The sequence below is a fragment of the Tepidiforma sp. genome (assembly GCF_034432735.1).
Taxonomy (GTDB): domain Bacteria; phylum Chloroflexota; class Dehalococcoidia; order Tepidiformales; family Tepidiformaceae; genus Tepidiforma.
Window position 1 is genome coordinate 1 of the sequence record NZ_DAOUBJ010000002.1, and the last position, 17,656, is coordinate 17,656.

Annotated in this window: 15 protein-coding genes and 1 pseudogene; 4 read left to right on the plus strand and 12 right to left on the minus strand. The window is 66.9% G+C overall.

Annotation, left to right across the window (positions count from 1 at the left end; genetic code table 11):
• From VAE53_RS00200 to treS, 6 genes and pseudogenes are all read right to left on the minus strand, one after another.
• Positions 1-512 (minus strand): annotated as a pseudogene (locus VAE53_RS00200) (hypothetical protein); the annotation flags it as partial.
• A gap of 55 nt (positions 513-567) precedes the next feature.
• Positions 568-1,500 (minus strand): ABC transporter permease, encoded by a 933-nt coding sequence (locus VAE53_RS00205; RefSeq protein WP_322817340.1) that lies wholly within the window; start codon positions 1,498-1,500, stop codon positions 568-570.
• Positions 1,500-2,447: an ABC transporter permease gene (locus VAE53_RS00210; RefSeq protein WP_322817341.1), complete on the minus strand. Its 948-nt coding sequence runs from the start codon at positions 2,445-2,447 to the stop codon at positions 1,500-1,502. The genes VAE53_RS00205 and VAE53_RS00210 overlap by 1 nt, the downstream gene beginning before the upstream one ends.
• A gap of 139 nt (positions 2,448-2,586) precedes the next feature.
• Positions 2,587-3,846 (minus strand): MFS transporter, encoded by a 1,260-nt coding sequence (locus VAE53_RS00215; protein ID WP_322817342.1) that lies wholly within the window; start codon positions 3,844-3,846, stop codon positions 2,587-2,589.
• A 53-nt stretch (positions 3,847-3,899) separates the two neighbouring features.
• Complete coding sequence (glgB, locus tag VAE53_RS00220) at positions 3,900-5,792, minus strand: 1,4-alpha-glucan branching protein GlgB (protein WP_322817343.1); 1,893 nt, start codon at positions 5,790-5,792, stop codon at positions 3,900-3,902.
• Entirely contained in the window at positions 5,789-9,115 is a 3,327-nt protein-coding gene (treS, locus tag VAE53_RS00225; protein WP_322817344.1) for a maltose alpha-D-glucosyltransferase, read from the minus strand. The genes glgB and treS overlap by 4 nt, the downstream gene beginning before the upstream one ends.
• Positions 9,116-9,318: 203 nt before the next feature.
• Between treS and VAE53_RS00230 the strand changes: the two genes are divergently transcribed.
• On the plus strand, positions 9,319-9,663 hold the full coding sequence (locus VAE53_RS00230; protein WP_322817345.1) for a hypothetical protein: 345 nt from the start codon (positions 9,319-9,321) through the stop codon (positions 9,661-9,663).
• On the opposite strand, the gene VAE53_RS00235 is transcribed toward VAE53_RS00230, so the two are convergent.
• The 3 genes from VAE53_RS00235 to queG all read right to left on the minus strand — a co-directional run bounded on the left by VAE53_RS00235 (position 9,631) and on the right by queG (position 12,381).
• A complete protein-coding gene (locus VAE53_RS00235; protein ID WP_322817346.1) occupies positions 9,631-10,428 on the minus strand; it encodes an SDR family NAD(P)-dependent oxidoreductase in 798 nt (265 codons plus the stop codon). The genes VAE53_RS00230 and VAE53_RS00235 overlap by 33 nt on opposite strands.
• A gap of 75 nt (positions 10,429-10,503) precedes the next feature.
• Positions 10,504-11,172 carry a dienelactone hydrolase family protein gene (locus VAE53_RS00240; RefSeq protein ID WP_322817347.1) on the minus strand — a complete coding sequence of 223 codons (669 nt, stop codon included), beginning with the start codon at positions 11,170-11,172 and terminating at the stop codon, positions 10,504-10,506.
• A 54-nt stretch (positions 11,173-11,226) separates the two neighbouring features.
• On the minus strand, positions 11,227-12,381 hold the full coding sequence (gene queG, locus VAE53_RS00245) for a tRNA epoxyqueuosine(34) reductase QueG (RefSeq protein ID WP_322817348.1): 1,155 nt from the start codon (positions 12,379-12,381) through the stop codon (positions 11,227-11,229).
• Between the two features lie 138 nt (positions 12,382-12,519).
• On the opposite strand from queG, the gene VAE53_RS00250 reads away from it, so the two are divergent.
• Complete coding sequence (locus tag VAE53_RS00250; RefSeq protein ID WP_322817349.1) at positions 12,520-13,164, plus strand: winged helix-turn-helix transcriptional regulator; 645 nt, start codon at positions 12,520-12,522, stop codon at positions 13,162-13,164.
• Positions 13,165-13,250: 86 nt separating this feature from the next.
• On the opposite strand, the gene VAE53_RS00255 is transcribed toward VAE53_RS00250, so the two are convergent.
• The 3 genes from VAE53_RS00255 to VAE53_RS00265 all read right to left on the minus strand — a co-directional run bounded on the left by VAE53_RS00255 (position 13,251) and on the right by VAE53_RS00265 (position 15,942).
• Positions 13,251-14,471, minus strand: a complete 1,221-nt coding sequence (locus tag VAE53_RS00255; RefSeq protein WP_322817350.1) for an acyl-CoA dehydrogenase family protein — start codon at positions 14,469-14,471, stop codon at positions 13,251-13,253.
• 101 nt (positions 14,472-14,572) lie between these two features.
• Positions 14,573-15,055 (minus strand): hypothetical protein, encoded by a 483-nt coding sequence (locus VAE53_RS00260; RefSeq protein WP_322817351.1) that lies wholly within the window; start codon positions 15,053-15,055, stop codon positions 14,573-14,575.
• A 47-nt stretch (positions 15,056-15,102) separates the two neighbouring features.
• Entirely contained in the window at positions 15,103-15,942 is an 840-nt protein-coding gene (locus VAE53_RS00265; RefSeq protein WP_322817352.1) for a tetratricopeptide repeat protein, read from the minus strand.
• 103 nt (positions 15,943-16,045) lie between these two features.
• Between VAE53_RS00265 and VAE53_RS00270 the strand changes: the two genes are divergently transcribed.
• The gene (locus tag VAE53_RS00270) at positions 16,046-16,630 is read left to right on the plus strand and encodes a YkgJ family cysteine cluster protein (RefSeq protein WP_322817353.1); all 585 of its coding nucleotides are present in this window, start codon (positions 16,046-16,048) and stop codon (positions 16,628-16,630) included.
• A gap of 59 nt (positions 16,631-16,689) precedes the next feature.
• Positions 16,690-17,616: a DMT family transporter gene (locus tag VAE53_RS00275; protein WP_322817354.1), complete on the plus strand. Its 927-nt coding sequence runs from the start codon at positions 16,690-16,692 to the stop codon at positions 17,614-17,616.
• Positions 17,617-17,656 lie beyond the last annotated feature (40 nt).

A 17,656-nucleotide genomic window follows, 5' to 3' on the forward strand; every position in this document is an offset into this window, starting at 1 on the left:
TCGTACGCATAAGCGATATCCTTCGACGTCACCGCCCGACCGTTCACCGGCGCCACATCGTGGAACTTCGCGTTCGGCTTCAGTTTCACCACGAACGTCAATTCGTCCGGCTGTTCCGGCATCGCCACCGCCAGGTCCGGCTCCATCGAGTTGTCCGCCGGCGCCACGTCCGGCGTCCCAGCCTTGAAGCGGAAGAGCTTCGAGTAGCTCAACCCGTGGTTGTACGCCGCGATGAACGACGACTGCGTGTATGGTTCCAGGCTGGGCGGCGCCGCCGAAATCTGGAAGGTCAGCGAGCCGCCCGGCTTCGGCTGCTTCGCGGGCGTCGGCGTCGGCGCAGCCGTCGGCAGGAGGCCAGGGCCGCCTCCACCATCTTGGTCTTGGCCGTCGTCGCCACCCCCACACCCCGCCAGCGCCCAGGTCGCAGCCCCAGCGCCCGCCAGCGCCGTCCCGCGAAGCGCTGTGCGGCGGTTCACCCTCCGTCGAAGCCAGTAGTTGTCTCGCTGTTCCATGGTCCTGTCCTTTCCCCTATCCGGAAGCAGCATCTGCTGCGATTCCCCACTTCTATTACGACGATTGACGCAATCTTGGATCGAGCACGTCCCGAAGCGCATCCCCGAAAAGATTGAACGCGAGCACCGCCACACTGATCGCCGCCCCGGGCACCACCGCCGTCCACCACGCCTCCAGCCACACCTGCCGCATATCCTGCAGCATCGCACCCCAGCTCGGGTGCGAAGCATCCGCGATCCCCAGCGAAAGAAAGCTCAACGCCGCCTCCGCCAGGATCGCATTCCCCACCTGAATGCTCGCGATCACGATGATCGGCGCCGCCACATTCGGCAGCACATGCCGCCACATGATCCGCAAGGGCCCGTTCCCCAGCGCCTCCGCCGCCTCCACATACTGCAAATTCCGAACGCTCAGCACCGAGCCCCGCACGATACGCGCCGTCGTCGGCGTGATGATGATGCCGATAGCCAAACTCACCATCAGGAACGAGCGCAGGCTGTACCCCCGCTCCGGATTGAAAATCGAAAGGAAAAAGATCGCCAAAACGAGCGGCGGAAACCCGAGCACCACCTCGATCGCACGGCTCACCACCATGTCCACCCACCCCCGAAAGAAGCCCGCCACCATCCCCAGAACCGTCCCCAGCACCGTCCCGATCGCCACCGCCGCGAACCCGATCCCCAGCGAAATTCGGCTTCCGATCACCACCCGGCTGAACATATCCCGGAACAAATTGTCCGTCCCGAACGGATGCCCCCAGCTCGGCGCCTGCAGGCGAGGATTCTTGATCGGGTCGACCGCATCCGCCGCCTGCGGCGCGACCACATCGGCCCCCAGCGCCACCAAAATCAGCAGCAAGCACACCACCCCGGCCGCCGCACCCAACGGCTTCTGCCGAGCGATTCGCCAGAGCTGCACCCCGCGCCCCGCCCGTCGCTGGAGCGCCTCTGCCACCATCGGCGCTGGGCTCACCGCCTCCGCACCCATCACGCGTACCTAATGCGCGGGTCGAACCACGCGTAGCTCAGATCGACCAGCAGATTGATCGTCACCAGCACCGTCGCGAAAAACAGCACCAGGCCCTGCACCTGGGGATAGTCCTTGATCGTCACCGACGTGAACGTCAGGAGCCCCAGCCCCGGCAGGCTATAAATGTTCTCCAGAACCACCGTCCCCCCGAGCAGCACCCCGAACTGCAGCCCGAACAGCGTCACCACCGGGATCATCGCGTTCTTCAACGCATGGCGAACCACCACCATCCGCTCCGCCAGCCCCTTCGCCCGCGCCGTCCGGATATAGTCCTGCCGAAAAACCTCCAGCATCGACGACCGCGTCACCCGGGCAAGGCTCGCGCTCAACGCCAAGCCCAGCGAAATCGCCGGCAAATACAGCTGCTCCAGATTCTTCAGCGGATCCTCCCAAATATCCACATACCCCACCGGCGGCGTATACCCCCACCATTTCGCCGGGAACACGATCAACATCGTGCCCAGCCAGAACCCGGGAATGCTCAACCAGCCAATCGAAAGCACCCGCAACACATAGTCCAGCGCCGAATCCTGCCGCACCGCGCTCACCACCCCGATCGGAATCGCAATCGCCAACGCGAACGCAGTACTCAGGAAAGCCAACTCGAACGTCAGCGGAATGCGCGTCCGGATCTCCGTCCAGACATCCCGCTTGCTGATGATCGTCGTCCCCCAGTCCCCCGTCAGCACCCCGCCCATATAGACCACGTATTGCCGCACCAGCGGCTCGTCGAGCCCCAGGTCATCCCGAATCGCCTGGCACTGCGCCTCCGTCACGTCCGGAGTGTTCAGCACAATCCTGCAAACGTCGCCGGGAATCAACCGCACCGCCGTGAACACCACGATGCTGATGACGAAAAGCACCACCAGCGCCAAGAGCACGCGCTTCGCAAGGTACTGTCCCATTCCCCCTGCCCGACCTCGGGGCACATCTGCAACAACCGCCGAGGTCGCTGCATTCTGAAAACCACCCGATCGCTCGTCAATACCTCACGGCCAGATAGTTCCCGATCCTCTAACGAGCCGACCCCGCCCCGCGGCAAAGCTACCGCAACCGCGTCACCGGCCGCAGGAACGCCACCGCCAGCACCCCCACCCCCACGCACAGCAGCGAGCTCGCCAGAAGCGTCGGACGCGGTCCCCACAGGCTCGCCTGAATCCCCGCTTGCAGATACCCGAACGGCACACTCGCCGTGAACGCCAACCCGTACATACTCATCACCCGCCCCATCATCACCCGCTCCGCATACTCCTGCAGAAGCGCCACAGCGAAATTGACGAAGATCGCCGGCCCCGTCAGCCCCGCCAAAAACAAAAAGCCCAGCCCCACGACCGGTCCCGGCGCCAGCGCATACCCCAACGTGAACGCCGGGCCGAAAACCAGCGAACTCGCCAAGAGCAACCCCCGCCGCCGCAACGGCACCATGCTCAACAGCAACGAACCCACCACGATCCCAGCGCCGAACGCCCCCCACAAGAACCCCACCCACCGGTCCGCCGCACCGAACTCGTCCTGCACCATCAACACGATCGTCACCGCGAACGGTCCCATCACCAGCACACCGGGCACCGTCGTCAGCGCAAGGATGCCCAGCAGCGAGGCGTGACCCCGCACGTACCTCACCCCCTCCACCAGGTCGGCCCCCACCGAGCGACCAGTCGGCACCGGTCGGTCCGTCTCGATCCGTCCAAAAAACACCGCCGCCGCCACCAGCATCGCCACCTCCAGAGCGAACGCCGCCGGAAGTCCAGCCACATCCGCCGAAAGCCCCCCGAGCATCGGCCCACCGAACTGCAACGTCGCCATGAACGCGAGCGTCCCGAAAATCGCCCCGTTCTGAATCTGATGCGGGCGAACCAATTGCGGCATCATCGCCTGCCGCGCCGGGTTCGTGAACGCCCCCGCCGAACCAACGATCGCCGCCAACCCGAAAACCGGCCAGACGTGGCGAACGTCCGCCCCAGCCAGCACCACGTAAACCAGCGAAACCGCAGCCGCCACCCCGTACGTCCGAATCAAAACCCGGCGCCGCTCCACCCGGTCGGCCACCACACCCCCCACCAGCACCAAAATCGCCCCAGGTAACGTCTGACAGATCAGCGCCGCCGCGATCGCGATCGCGCGCTCATCCTCGCCCACCCGGTCCCGGACGAACAGCGGCACCGTCACCGCCTGGATCCCCACACCCAGTCCCGCCACCACCGAAGCCATCCACCACATCCGATAGCGAGGCTCCGAAAACGGATTGCGCGAGCCAACCCCGCCGACATCGACCCCGCCCGCCCGAGCAGCCTCCTGCGCCATGGCCGCACATCCTACGACAGCCCGACCTCAGGCGCGCGCCAACCACCTTCCCCTCACCCATCGTGCGCCAGCACCACCGCCCCCAGCGGCGGCAACACCAACCGCAGCGACCACGGTCGCCCATGCGCCGGCTCCGCCTCCGCCTCCACCCCACCCAGATTGCCCATCCCGCTCCCCCAATACTCCCGCGCGTCCGTATTCAACACCTCGCGCCAGAGCCCCCCGTGCGGCACCCCCACCACATACCCCACCCGCGGCACCGGCGTAAAATTCAGCGCCACCGCCACCTCGCGCCGACCATCCGGCGAACGCCGCAGAAAACACAACGTGCTCCGCTCCTCATCGTTGCAGTCGATCCACTCGAAGCCCGCCGGATCGTGATCCGTCGCGTACAGCGCCGGTAGCTCACGGTAGAGCCGGTTCAGGTCCCTCACCAGGCGCGCCAGCCCCTCGTGCCGCTCGAACTCCGCCAGCCACCAGTCCAACTCCCGTTCGTGGCTCCACTCCGCCCACTGACCGAACTCCTGACCCATGAACAACAGCTTCTTGCCCGGCAACGTCCACTGATACGCATACAGCAGCCGGAGATTCGCGAACTTCTGCCAATCGTCCCCAGGCATCTTCCCCAAAAGCGAACCCTTCCCGTGGACCACCTCATCGTGCGAAAGCGCCAAGACAAAATTCTCCGTGAACCCATACAGCGCCCGGAAGGTCAACAACCGATGGTGGAACTTCCGATGCACCGGATCGTGGCCAAAATAGAGCAACGTGTCGTGCATCCACCCCATATCCCACTTGAAACCGAACCCCAACCCACCCATCCACGTCGGCCGCGACACCATCGGCCAGGCCGTCGACTCCTCCGCTACCGTCTGCACCCCCGGCGCCAACAGGTAGACCGTCTCGTTCAGCCGCCGCAAAAACCAGATCGCATCCAAATCCTCCCGCCCACCGAAAACGTTCGGCTCCCACTCCCCCGGCTTGCGCGAATAATCCAGATACAGCATCGAAGCCACCGCATCCACCCGTAGCCCGTCCGCGTGGTACACGTCCAGCCAGAACAGCGCGCTGCTCAGCAGGAACGAACGCACCTCGTGGCGCCCATAATTGAACACCAGGCTCCCCCAATCCGGGTGGTACCCCCGGCGCGGGTTCGCGTGCTCGTAGAGATGCGTCCCATCGAACCGCGCCAGCGCGAACGCATCGTCCGGAAAATGCGACGGAACCCAGTCCAGGATCACCCCCACCCCCGCCTGGTGCAGCGTATCCACCAAAAACATCAAGTCCTGCGGCGAACCCCACCGGCTACTCGGCGCAAAATACCCCGTCGTCTGGTACCCCCACGAACCATAGAACGGGTGCTCCATCACTGGCATCAACTCCACGTGGGTGAACCCCATCCGTGCCGCATACTCCGCCAAAAGCGGCGCAACCTCCCGGTACCCCAGCTGTTCCCCGCCCGGCCCGCGCCGCCACGAACCCAAGTGCACCTCGTAAATCGAAATCGGCCCGTCGTGCCGATTCACCCGTCCCCGACCCGCCAACCAGTCCCCGTCCCCCCACGCATAACCGAGCTCCGCCACCACCGACGCCGTCGCTGGCGGCACCTCCGTTCGGAAGGCGAACGGGTCCGCCTTCCAGAGCTCCTCCCCCGTCTCGCGATTCCTCAGCCAGAACTTGTACCGGTCGCCCGGCACCGCACCCTCCACGAACCCCTCCCAAACCCCCGACACCCCCAAGCTCCCCAGCCGGTGAGCACCCGGCGTCCAACCATTGAAATCCCCCACCACACAGACCTCGCTCGCGTTCGGCGCCCACACCGCAAAGCGCACGCCACCTTCCACCGGGTGTGCCCCCATCAGCCGGTACAGCCCCGCATGGTTCCCCTCGTTGAACAGGTACAGATCCTGCTCGCCAAAAGCCGAACGAAACCCAGCCTTGCTCACAGTCCCTCCTGCGCCGCCACCAGAAGCAGCCCCCGGAGCGGAATCTCCTCCCACCCCGGCCGTCGGTCCAGCTCGTACCCCAGCTCGTAGAACGCCTTGTCCAACACGAACGTCGCCAGCAAAAACCGCTGCTCCTCCTCGCTTCCGCCCGGTAACCCGCTCGCCCGCGCAACCTCGAAATACCCGGTCAGATACGCCCGGCTCGTCCACAGGTACCACGCCAACGCCCATCGCTCCAAGTCCGTCCCCGAACCCGCCGCATGCCCCTCCACCACCTCCCGCAGCCCGACACGGCTCGCATAGTGGAACGACCGCACCATCCCCGCCACATCCCGCAGCGGCGACCGCCGCATCCGCCGCTCCCCCAGCGACTTCAGCGGCTCCCCCTCGAAATCGATGAACACCGGCTCGCGCCCGTTCACCAACACCTGCCCCAAATGCAAATCCCCATGACAGCGGATCCGCAAACTCTCCAACCGCCGCGACCCCACCGCCTGCAACCGCTCGACGAACGCCCCCTCCTTCTCCAGCACCCGCCCCGCCAGCTCCACCGCCTCCGGCGAAAGCCGCGGCAGCGCCCGCCGCAGCGACGCCAGCACGCGCCTCGCCTGTACCCGGAATCCCTGCGCCAGCGCCCGTTGGTAGAACGGCGTGTATCGCTCCGGCACGAAGTCCGGATGGTCGATGCCCGCCATCGCCGCGTGCAGCTCACCCGTCCGCCGCCCCAGCGTCTCCACGAACTCCAGCCACGGCCCCGAAAACTCCAGCAGCCGCTCCGGCGCCGGGCCGCACCCGAGCGGGTCATCGCCCTCCGTCACCACCGGCGCCTCCACCCGCGCCGCCGCCACCTCCTCCAGCATCCGCCCCAGCTGCTCCGTCGCGAACGTCCACGCATCGTACTGGTGCGGCACCGCCGCCTCGATCACCCCCGCCACCATCGGCCGTACCCCATCTCGCACATACTCCACATAACCAGCGAGCCGCGGCACCATCCCTGCCGCCCGCGTCTTCGCCAGCAACTCCCCCAGCTCCACCTGCGGATGCGTCCCCGGCTCCAGCCGCCGAATCGCCTTGAACACGAACTGCCCTGGGAAATGGACCGACGTATTGCTCTGCTCCGCCCGACCGAGCACCGGCGCCGCCGTCACCGCCCCGAAGCGCATCCCCGGCTCCGCCACGAACACGAGCGCCCCTCGCTCACCGGCCATTCGCGTCCTCCCCCGGAAGAGGCCCGGCAGCGCACTGCAAACCTCCGGCAGTGCCAATCCATCCACCAGCACCCACCGCTCGCCCGTCGCCGAAACCAGGGACGCCACCACCGCCCACCCCGCCGCCGCCTCCACCGCTGCCCGCCGCTCCTCGCTCACCACCGAGAGCAGCACCCCGAACTGGTCCGGCTCCCCCTGCTCGTACTCCGCCATCGCCACCGCGAACACCGTCGGCGGCAGCCCCGCCGCCCGCAACGGGATACGATCCACCACCCGAATCCGACGCGGCCTTCGCATCAGCCCGCCGAACCAGCGCCGCGCCGGCACGTACTCCGCCAACACCCGATCCAGCTCCTCCCGCCGCCCATCGAACACCTCCTCCGCCCCCGCCACCACCCGGATCTCCGGCAACGTCGGCTCCGGCTTCCCGTCGGGCCCCTCCGTCGCCAGCTCGAACCAGTAAAAGCTGTGCGGCCCCAGCGCCAGAAAATACGGCTCGTGCCCAATCCGCGGAAACCGCCCGTGACCGAACAACTCCACCGGCTCCGCACCCGCGTACCCCTCCAGCGAAAGGTGCACCCCCTGCGCAAACCGCGAAAGATTCGCCACCACCAGCAGACGCTCCCCCCCGTACTCCCGCACGAACGCCAAAACCCGGTGATTGTCACCCTCCACGAACACCAGACTCCCCCGCGCGAACGCCGGGTGCCGCCGCCGCAACCCGATCAGCCGCCGCATCCACCACAACAGCGACGACGGGTTCGCCTGCTGCGCATCCACATTCACCGCCTCGTAGTGGTACTCCGGATCGATGATCACCGGCAGGTACAGCCTCTGCGGATTCGCCCGCGAAAACCCCGCGTTCCGGTCCGCGCTCCACTGCATCGGCGTCCGCACACTGTCGCGATCACCCAAATAGATGTTGTCCCCCATCCCAATCTCGTCGCCGTAATACACCACCGGCGTCCCCTTCAGCGAAAACAACAACGCATTCAACAATTCGATGAGCCGCCGATTGTTCGCCAACAACGGCGCCAGACGCCTCCGGATCCCCAAATTCACCCGCGCCCGATCCTCCGCCGCGTACACCCGGTACATATAGTCCCGCTCCTCGTCCGTCACCATCTCCAGCGTCAGCTCGTCGTGATTCCGCAAAAACAGCGCCCACTGACACGTCTCCGGAATCGCCGGCGTCTGCTCCAAAATCTCCGTCGTCGGGAACCGGTCCTCCATCCGGACCGACATGAACAGCCGCGGCATCAGCGGAAAATGAAACGCCATGTGACACTCGTCGCCCTCCCCGAAGTACGCCACCGCATCCTCCGGCCACTGATTCGCTTCCGCCAGCAACATCCGACCCGGAAAATACTTGTCCACGTGCGCCCGCAACTCCTTCAAAAACGCATGCGTCTTCGGCAAATTCTCGCAGGTCGTCCCTTCTTCCTCGAACAAATACGGCACCGCATCCAGCCGAAACCCATCCACACCCATCCCCAGCCAAAAACTCGCGATCTCCAAGATCTCCTTCCGAACCCGAGGATTCTCGAAATTCAGATCCGGCTGATGCGAATAAAAACGATGCCAATAATACTGCTCCGCCACCGGATCCCACGTCCAGTTCGACCGCTCGAAGTCCTTGAAAATGACCCGCGCATCCGCATACTCCGTCGCCGTATCGCTCCACACATAATAGTTGCGATACACGCTCCCCCTCGGTGCCACGCGCGCCCGTTGGAACCACGGATGCTGGTCGCTCGTATGATTCACCACTAGCTCCGTGATCACCCGCAACCCCCGTTCGTGCGCCGCGTGCAAAAACCTCCGAAAATCCCGCAGCGTCCCGTACGCCGGGTGGATCTTGCGATAATCCGCAATGTCGTAGCCATCGTCCCGAAGTGGAGACTCATAGAACGGCAGAAGCCAGATCGCCGTCACCCCGAGCTCCACCAAGTAGTCCAGCTTCTGCGTCAGCCCCACGAAATCCCCGATACCATCCCCGTTCCCGTCATGGAACGCCCGCACGTGAAGCTCATAGATAACCGCATCCTTGTACCAGAGCGGGTCTCCACCAACGACCACCGATCTCGCCGCGCGAGATGTCCGGGCTCCGGTCATCGCACCTCCACACCGGTGACAACGCATCGCCGGCCCCACCAGTTTCCCCCACCGACGCCTCGCGAACCAACCTAGGCCCCCATTTCGCCCACCGGTTCCTCCCCTGCAACCCCCCTGCTCCCCTCCTGCACCCGTACGGGAATTCCCCTAGGGCGAAAACCTCAGTGAAGCCTCTGCGCACCGCGCAAGCGCGGGTACCGCCCATGGAAACGCGACCCGTCACCGGCCTCCTCGGCGCCGCCGCCTACCGCCCGTTCCTCCCAGGCAACGGCAGCCCCTTCCTGCACCATCCACCCCCAGTCGCCGATACCGTCCAGATCTCCCCCGAAGCGCGCGCACTCGCCGACCGATTCGCCCAACCCTTCCCCCGCGACAGCTACTGGGACCAAATCCGCTTCGACCCGCCCCACACCGACGACCCCGACTTCCCCTGGGAAGTCGCCCACCAAAAGTGGATGGAGCTCGTCGACCGCGTCTTCCGCCGCGACACCGCCGAAGCCGCCGACCTCCCCCCCTCAGCCCCCCGCCGAGACGCCCCCCAAAAATGAGAACAGCTCCGGATACTTCTTGAGGCTCGCCCCACCATCGATGTACAGCGTCTGCCCCGTCATCAGCGAAGAAACCTCCGAGGCCAGATAGAGCGCCAGCCCCGCCACGTCCTCCGGCTCCCCCACCCTCCCGAGCGCCGTCTCCGCCACGAAAGCCGCCTCCAGCCCCGGTATCGCCGTCATCGGCGCCGTCGCCGGCGTGTGAATCAGCCCCGGCCCGATCGCGTTTACCCGAATACCGAACCTCCCCAGCTCGAGCGCCGCCACCTTCGTCAGCATCGCCACCCCGGCCTTCGCCGAGCAGTACGCCGCGAAGCCCTCCGTCGGCTGGATCGCGTTCAGACTCGCGATATTCACGATGCTTCCCCCCTGCCCCTGCGCAATCAGCCGCGCCGCCTCGTGCTTGATGCACAGAAACGTGCCCGTCAGCGAAATCCCGATGACCCGCTCCCACTCCTCCAGCGGATACGACTGGATCGGCGAAAAGCCCCCAACCCCCGCATTGTTCACCGCCACGTCCAGCCGGCCGAACCGCCGAAACGCCTGCCCCACCATCCGCTCCACTGCGGCCTCGTCGCGCACATCCACCTCCGCCCCGTCCACCTGATTGTGCCCCAGCTCACCGATCAGCCGTGCAATCCCTGCCCCGTCCACATCGCCCACGATCACCCGCGCCCCCTCCCGCACGAACGCCTCGACGATCGCCTTCCCGATCCCCGACGCACCCCCCGTCACCAACGCCACCTTCCCATCCAAAGCTCCCATCCCGAGTACCTCCAAAACTCGCCCGCAGAAAAGGCCCCGGCACCCGCCGGGGCCCTCCATCACGGCCTTCTCCGATTACAAATACTTCCGGAACCAGGCCAACGTCTTCTCCCAAGCATCCTTCGCCGCCGCCGGGTTGTACTGCGGCTCCGGGTGCTCGTCGTTGAAAAACGCATGCTGCGTCCCCGGATACGTGATGAACTCGTGCGGAATGTTCCGCTTCTCCAGCTCCGCCTTGTACGTCGGAATGTTCGGATTCACGAAATCGTCGTGCTCCGCCCAAATGCCCAATACCGGCGCCGTCAAACCATCCCAGTTGTACCGCACCGCCGGGTGCCCACCGTAGAAGTCCACACACGCCCCCACATCCCCGTCGCTATTGCACGCCGCGAAAAGCGACAGCGCGCCACCCATGCAGAAGCCAACCGTCCCCACCGGTCCCCCGGTCATCTCCTTCAGGTACGCCACCGCACCCCTCAGATCCGCCTCCGCCCGCTGAATGTTCAAGGCCATCAAGAGCTTCCCCGCCTCGTCCGGCTCCTTCGTCACCACCCCGTGATACAGGTCCGGTGCCAGCGCCACGAACCCCTCCGCCGCGAACCGATCGGCGATGCCCTTGATGTTGTCGTTCAGACCCCACCACTCCTGGATCACGATCACCCCCTTCCCCGACCCCGACGATGGCTTCGCCAGATAGCCACTGCACGTCCCGCCATTCGCAGGAAAGCTCACCATCTCTCCCATGCGTCACGACTCCTTTGCCCCGCACCGAGCGGGGAGAAATTCGGCGCCGATAGCCTACCCCGTCCAGCCCCGTCCGTCAGCCTCCCCGAGCGCCAGCACCAGCTCCTCCCGCACCCACGCAACATCCTCCACCGCCAGCCGATCCGCCAGCACCTCCCCCACCCTGGCCCCCGTTCTCCGGGCGATCCGCCCCAGCGCCCAGGCCGCGTGCCCGCGCACCAACGGCGAGCTATCCCCCAACGCCACCGAAAGAATGCCCACTTCGTCCGGCCCGCCAATATTCCCCAGCGCCACACACGCGTTCCGCGCAATCCCCTCCCGCTTCGCCCGCATCAGCGCCGTCCCCCGATACCGCAGCCGGAAACCCTCCTCGTCGAGCGCCACCAACGCTCGCAAGAGCGGCCAGGCCCCATCTGCCTGCGATGGTGCCAACTCCGCATCCCCCTCCCACCGCCGCGCCCCCACCGGGCACGCGTCCAGACAATCGTCGCAGCCGAACACCCGCGCCCCCATCGCCTCCCGGAGCTCGCGCGGAATCGGCCCACGGTGCTCGATCGTCAGATAGCTGATGCACCGCCGCGCATCCACCACCCCGCCCTCCGCCCCGATCGCCCCCGTCGGACACGCCACGATGCACCGACGGCAGCTGCCACAGCTCTTCTTCACCGGCGAATCCGGTTCGAGGACCAGCGTTGTCGCCAGCACCCCCAGCAAGACCCACGGCCCGAACCCCGGCACCAACAGCATCGTCGATTTCCCCAGCCACCCCAGCCCCGCCGCCGCCGCGTACGGCCGCTCCAGCAGCGGACCGTAATCCACCGTCGCCCGGACTTCTCCCCCCAACTCCCCCCGAATCGCCCGGGCCGCCCGTCGCAGCCGCCCCTCGAACACCCGATGGTAGTCCCGCCCACGCGCGTAACGCGCCACGATGCCCCGCGGCTCCTCATCGGGTCGCACCGGATCCGGCGCCCGCGCCGGCAGCGCCACGACCACCAAGCTCCGAGCACCCGCCAAGAACCGACTCGGGTCCGTCGCTCGCACCACCCAATCCGCATCCATCCACCGCATCTCCGCCAAGTGCCCCGCCTCGAGCGCCCGCAACGCCGCCTCCCGCGCCCCAACCGCCGGCGTTGCGCGTGCCACCCCCACCATCGGGAACCCGGCCTCCCGACAGATCGCCTTCACCCTCTCCGTCAGCTCCGCGTTCACCCTCCTATTCTCGCCCGCCGCATCACCCCCGTCCCGTCCTCCAGTTCTGCACTTTCGAAGCGACAAAACCTGCGATAGCATCCAGATACAGCGGCGGCCCGTTTACCACCCCGTCACCGGCCCCCACACTTTCCCACCATGCCCCCAGTCACCTGCCTCGACCTCCTCGACCCAACCCGCCGGACCATCCTCGTCACCCTCCGCCGGCTCGGTTCCGCCACCGTAGAAGAAGTCGCCGCCCGTACCTTCCTCTCCGAGGGCGCCGCCCGCCAGCACCTCCAGTCGCTCGAAGCCCAGGGGTTCCTCGCCCACGCGCCCGAACGGCGCGGGCCCGGCCGGCCCCGCCATCGCTTCACCCTCACCCCCCGCGGCGAAGCCCTCTTCCCCCGCGCCGACCACGAAGCCCTCCAGGCCCTCCTCCACGCCGTCCGCGAAGAAGACCCCGCCCTCCGCCAACGCCTCGTCCAGCGCATCGCCGCCCGCGCCATCCAACACTACCGCCCGACCTTCGAGCGCGAAGCCAGCCAATCGCCGCTGCACGCCGTCGTGGCCGTCTTCGAAGAAGCCGGCTACATCCCAGAGCTCACCGAAACCCCCGCCGGCACCACCCTCGTCCTCCACCATTGCCCCATCGCAGCTGCCTCCCGCCTCGGCGGCCTCATCTGCGACGCCGAACAGCGCTGCCTCGAAGCCGCGCTTCCGCGCCACGTCGTCCACCGCACTGCCACCCGGCCCACCGGCGACGCCACCTGCGCCTACCTCCTCGCGCCCGGCGACGGCTGAGGGCCGTCGCCGCTCCGGCCCAGCAGAGGCCGAGCAGCGGCCCGGCCACACCCAGGCCCCTGCTCGGCCGCCGCCCACGGTCCCGCTCAGCTCACGCCAAAGTCCCAGCTCGCCCCATCGTGGTACACCTTCAGCACGTTCTTCGCGATCAAAATCCGGTGCACCTCGTCCGGCCCGTCCGCGATCCGCAGCGTGCGCGCCCCCGTATACATCCCCGCCAGCGGCGTATCCCCGCTCACCCCCATCGCACCGTGCACCTGAATCGCCCGGTCCACCACCCGCTCGTGCGCCGCCGGCACGTACACCTTCAACGCCGAAATCAACGTCCGCGGGTCGAGCCCGCTATCGATCACCTCCGCCGTGTGAATCGTCATCAAACGGGCCGTCACGATGTCGATGTACGAATCCGCGATGAACCCCTGGATGAACTGCTTCGTCTCCAGCTTTCCGCCCCGCACCTCCCGTTCCATCGAACGGCGAACCATCAGATCGAACGCCCGCCACATCTGCCCCACACTGTTCATGCAGTGGAACACCCGGCCCGCCCCCAGCCGATCCTGCGCCGCCTGGTGCCCGCTCCCCGTCCGCCCCAGCTGGTTCGTCACCGGCACCCGAACGTTCCGGTACTCCACCTCGCAGTGATTCGACTCGATACCCCAAACCTTGATCTTCCGCACGATCCGAAAACCCGGCGTGTCCGTCGGAACGATGATTTGGGTCATCTTCTCCTTCTGGCCGCCCTGCCCGTCCGGCTCCTCCGTCCGGCACATCACGATCGCAAAAGCCGCACCGTCCGCCCCAGTGGTGAACCACTTCCGCCCATTGATTACCCACTCGTCTCCATCCCGCACCGCACGCGTCTGGATCGCATACGGGTCAGACCCCGGCGCATCCGGCTCCGTCATCGAAAAGCACGAACGAATCTCCCCCCGGATCAGTGGCTCCAGCCACCTCTTCTTCTGCTCCTCCGTCCCGTACTTCAACAAGATCGTCTGGTTCCCCGAATCAGGTGCCACCACCCCGAAGAGCGGATTCGAATACGGGCTCCAGGCCAGAATCTCGTTCATGTAGGCGTGCTTCATGAAGCCGATCCCCATCCCACCGTATTCCTTCGGCAAATGGGGCGCCCAGAGGCCCGCCGCCTTAACGTGCTCCTGGATCTCCCGCCGCAGCTGTTGCGTCTCAGGATTCCGATAGTCCCCCAGTCGGTCCTCGTTCGGGATGATGTACCGATTGACAATGTTCGCCGTCGCCTCCCGAATCGCATTGATCTCCGGGTCCAGCGTCGGCACAGGCGAAACCTGCATGGCAACTCCCTCCACGAAATCGATGCCCGCAGTCTACTCCCCAGCCGCAGCGCTGCGCCGTCCACCCTGCGCCCCCTCCGGGGCCGAATGGCCCAACTGCCCTAGAGAATCGGCCAGCGCGCACTCGCCTCGTACGCGTGCGCAATCGAATGGTGAATCCAAATTTGGGCGATGATCTCCGCCTTCTCCATCTCGTACCCGCCCAGCTTCACCACCGTCGCCAGATCCGCCTCGTCCAACGTCTCCACGAACCGCGCCGACGCCTCGTGCCCCTCCAGGATCGCCGCGATCACCTCCTCCCGCGACTTCCCCGCCAGCGCCGCGATCGAAGCCGCATTGTTCTGCGCCGCCTGCTCCACCGTCACCGAAGAGAGCACCCCGGCGTCCAGCAACGGGTACAGCCGCGCGGCCCCGCCCGCCACCGCCGCAATGTGCCGATACGCATCCCCGCTCGTCCACCGATGCCCCAACCGATAGTCCCAATCCTTCGTTCGCTCCGCCGCCGCCGCAGCCCGGCGACCAGCGAACCGAATCCCTTCGGCCAACTCCTGTTTCGAGACCATCACCACATGCTCCCAGTCCATTCTCGCCGGAAGCCTACCGCATCCCGGCGACCCGGTCCCGCGGGCCCCTAGTCGAACCCCTCCTCGTCGTCCTCCACGTCCAGATCCGGAGTCGTGTCCAGGTCCTCGCCCGTCTCGCTCCACCCATCTTCCGTCTCCTCCTCCACCTCCTCGTCCTCGTCGTAGGCCCACTCCTCGTCCTCGTCCCGGCGCAACAGCCCCCGGCGCGTGTACGCCCGGATCTCCGCCAGCCGCGACTGGGGAAAGCTCACCTTGTCGATCATCGACGGGTGCTTGAACGTCTCCCGCAGAATCACCTTCGGCTGGTCGCCCGTGCTCACCATCGCCGCACTGTAGCGGTTCCCGGCGCGCATCATCCGGGCCAGCCGCAACCCGATCCGCGGCTCGATCATCCCCACGTACTCCCCCCGCACCGTCGTCACGTTCACCGCGTTTCCCTGCACCTCCAGCTGAACGATGTCCCCCGCATCCAGCACCGCCACCACCTTCGGATCCACCGCCTGCAGCGAAGCCACCGCCGCCGTCCCCGTCTCCTCCACGAACAGCCGCGTATCCACCTGCGTCGGCGGCGCGTCCACCGGCGCATCCCGCAGCGCCGCAAGCCGATCGAGATTCCGTTTCGCGATCAGGTTCGTCGGGTCCAAGTCCAGCGCCCGCTGATACGCATCCAGCGCGTCCTGAACATGGCCCAGTTCGCTCAGCGCCTTCCCCATGCGGTTGTAGCCGTCCGCCTCGTTCGGAAACAGCCGCACGTACTCGCGGTTGATTTGCAGCGCCTCCTGCCACCGGCCGCTCACCGCCAGCTTCACAGCCTGCTCCGCCAACTGCTTCTTCAACTTCGCCCGCTCCTCGGGCGTCAGCTCCTCTTGAATCGTCTCGTTCGTCATGCCTTCACCGCTTTCTTTGCGCCCGGCGAAGCCGAAAGGATACGTCCGCCGGCGCCCTCGGGCAAACCAGCGCCACCTCTCCCCGCCGCCGTACCATGTTCCCATGGCCCTCGCTGCTGCCCAAGCCCCAACCCTCGAACGCCGCATGCGCGCCGCGTGGCAAGATGCCGCACCCCGCTTCACCGCCTACCACCTCGTCCTCCCCGGTTCCCCGAGCTTCGTCTGCCAGGTCGACACCTGCGAAGCCGCCTGCTGCCGCGCCTTCTCCGTCGCCATGCACGACCGCGACGTCGAGCGATTCGCCCGCCTCACCGGTCTCCAACCCATCCACTTCCTCGAAACCGAAGACAACGAACCCATCCGCCTCCCCCTCGCCCAGCCCTACCTCCTCGCCCGCGACGACGGACACTGCCGCTTCCTTCAGCCCCGCCACCATTGCGGCGCCTACGAAGCCCGCCCCACCGCTTGCCGCCTCTACCCCCACTTCGTCATCTACTGGAACACCCAAACCTCCCGCCCCGTCTACCAGGACCCGCCCCCGCTCCAGGCCATCGCCGCCAGCGGAGCGATCGTCCCCCTGCTCCTCGGACACGACCATTGCCCGGGATTCACCGGCCCGCCACTCACCCCCGAAGCCTGGCTCCAACTCCTCACCGAAACCGACCACCTCCAACGAAACCTCGCCTGAGTCCCCCCTGTCCCGCTACCCACCGACCCCCTACCCTCGCAGGAGGAGTCGCCCCGCCCGTGCCAGCCCGCCATCTCCCCACCCTCTTCCTCCTCTCCGTCATCTGGGGAGCATCGTTCCTCTTCATCGAAGTCCAACTCGAAGCCGGCATCGCACCCCTCGGCGTCGCAGGCCTGCGCACGCTCCTCGGTGCAGCAGCACTCCTCCCCTTCGCCCTCCCCGCCCTGCGCCGCACCCCGCCCAGCCCCCGCACCGCCCTCCTCTTCGGCATCCTCGGCATCACCAACTTCGCCATCCCCTGGACACTCATTGCCCTCGCCGAGCACCACATCTCCAGCGGCATGGCCTCCATCGCCAACTCCACCGCCCCACTCTGGGCAGCAATCCTCTCCGTCGCCTTCCTCCGCACCGACGCGCTCACCCCACGCCGCGCACTCGGGCTCGCCATCGGCTTCTCCGGCATCGTCTTCCTTGCCGGCCCGGCGTCCCTCGCCCAGCTCTCCGGCCAAGCCTTCGGCGTCGGCCTCGTCCTCCTCTCCACCCTCAGCTACGCCGCCTCCGCCATCGCCATCCGCCGGGCCCTCGGCGGGCTCGAACCCGTCGTCGTCGCCCTCGGGCAACTCGTCCCCGCCACCGCCGTGCTGCTTCCCCTCGCCTTCGCAGCCGGCAGCTTCGAGGGTGCCGCCTGGTCCGGGCGCGTCATCGCCGCCGCCACCGTCCTCGGCGTGCTCGGCTCCGGCGCCGCGGTCGCCCTCTACATGAACCTCATCCAGCGAATCGGCGCCGTCCGCTCCACCCTCGTCACCTACCTCATCCCACCGTGGGGTGTACTCCTCGGGTGGGCACTGCTCGGCGAACCCCTCGGCCTCGACGTCCTCGCCGGGCTCGTAGCCATCCTCGCCGGCGTCCTCATCGTCCAGGGAGTCGTCCCCCTCCCTAGCCTCCGCCGCGCCCCCTCCCAAGGCACCGCCGCCGCCGGCCGGTAGCGCACCGCTCGCCCTCCCCAACCTGCTAAGCTCCCGACAT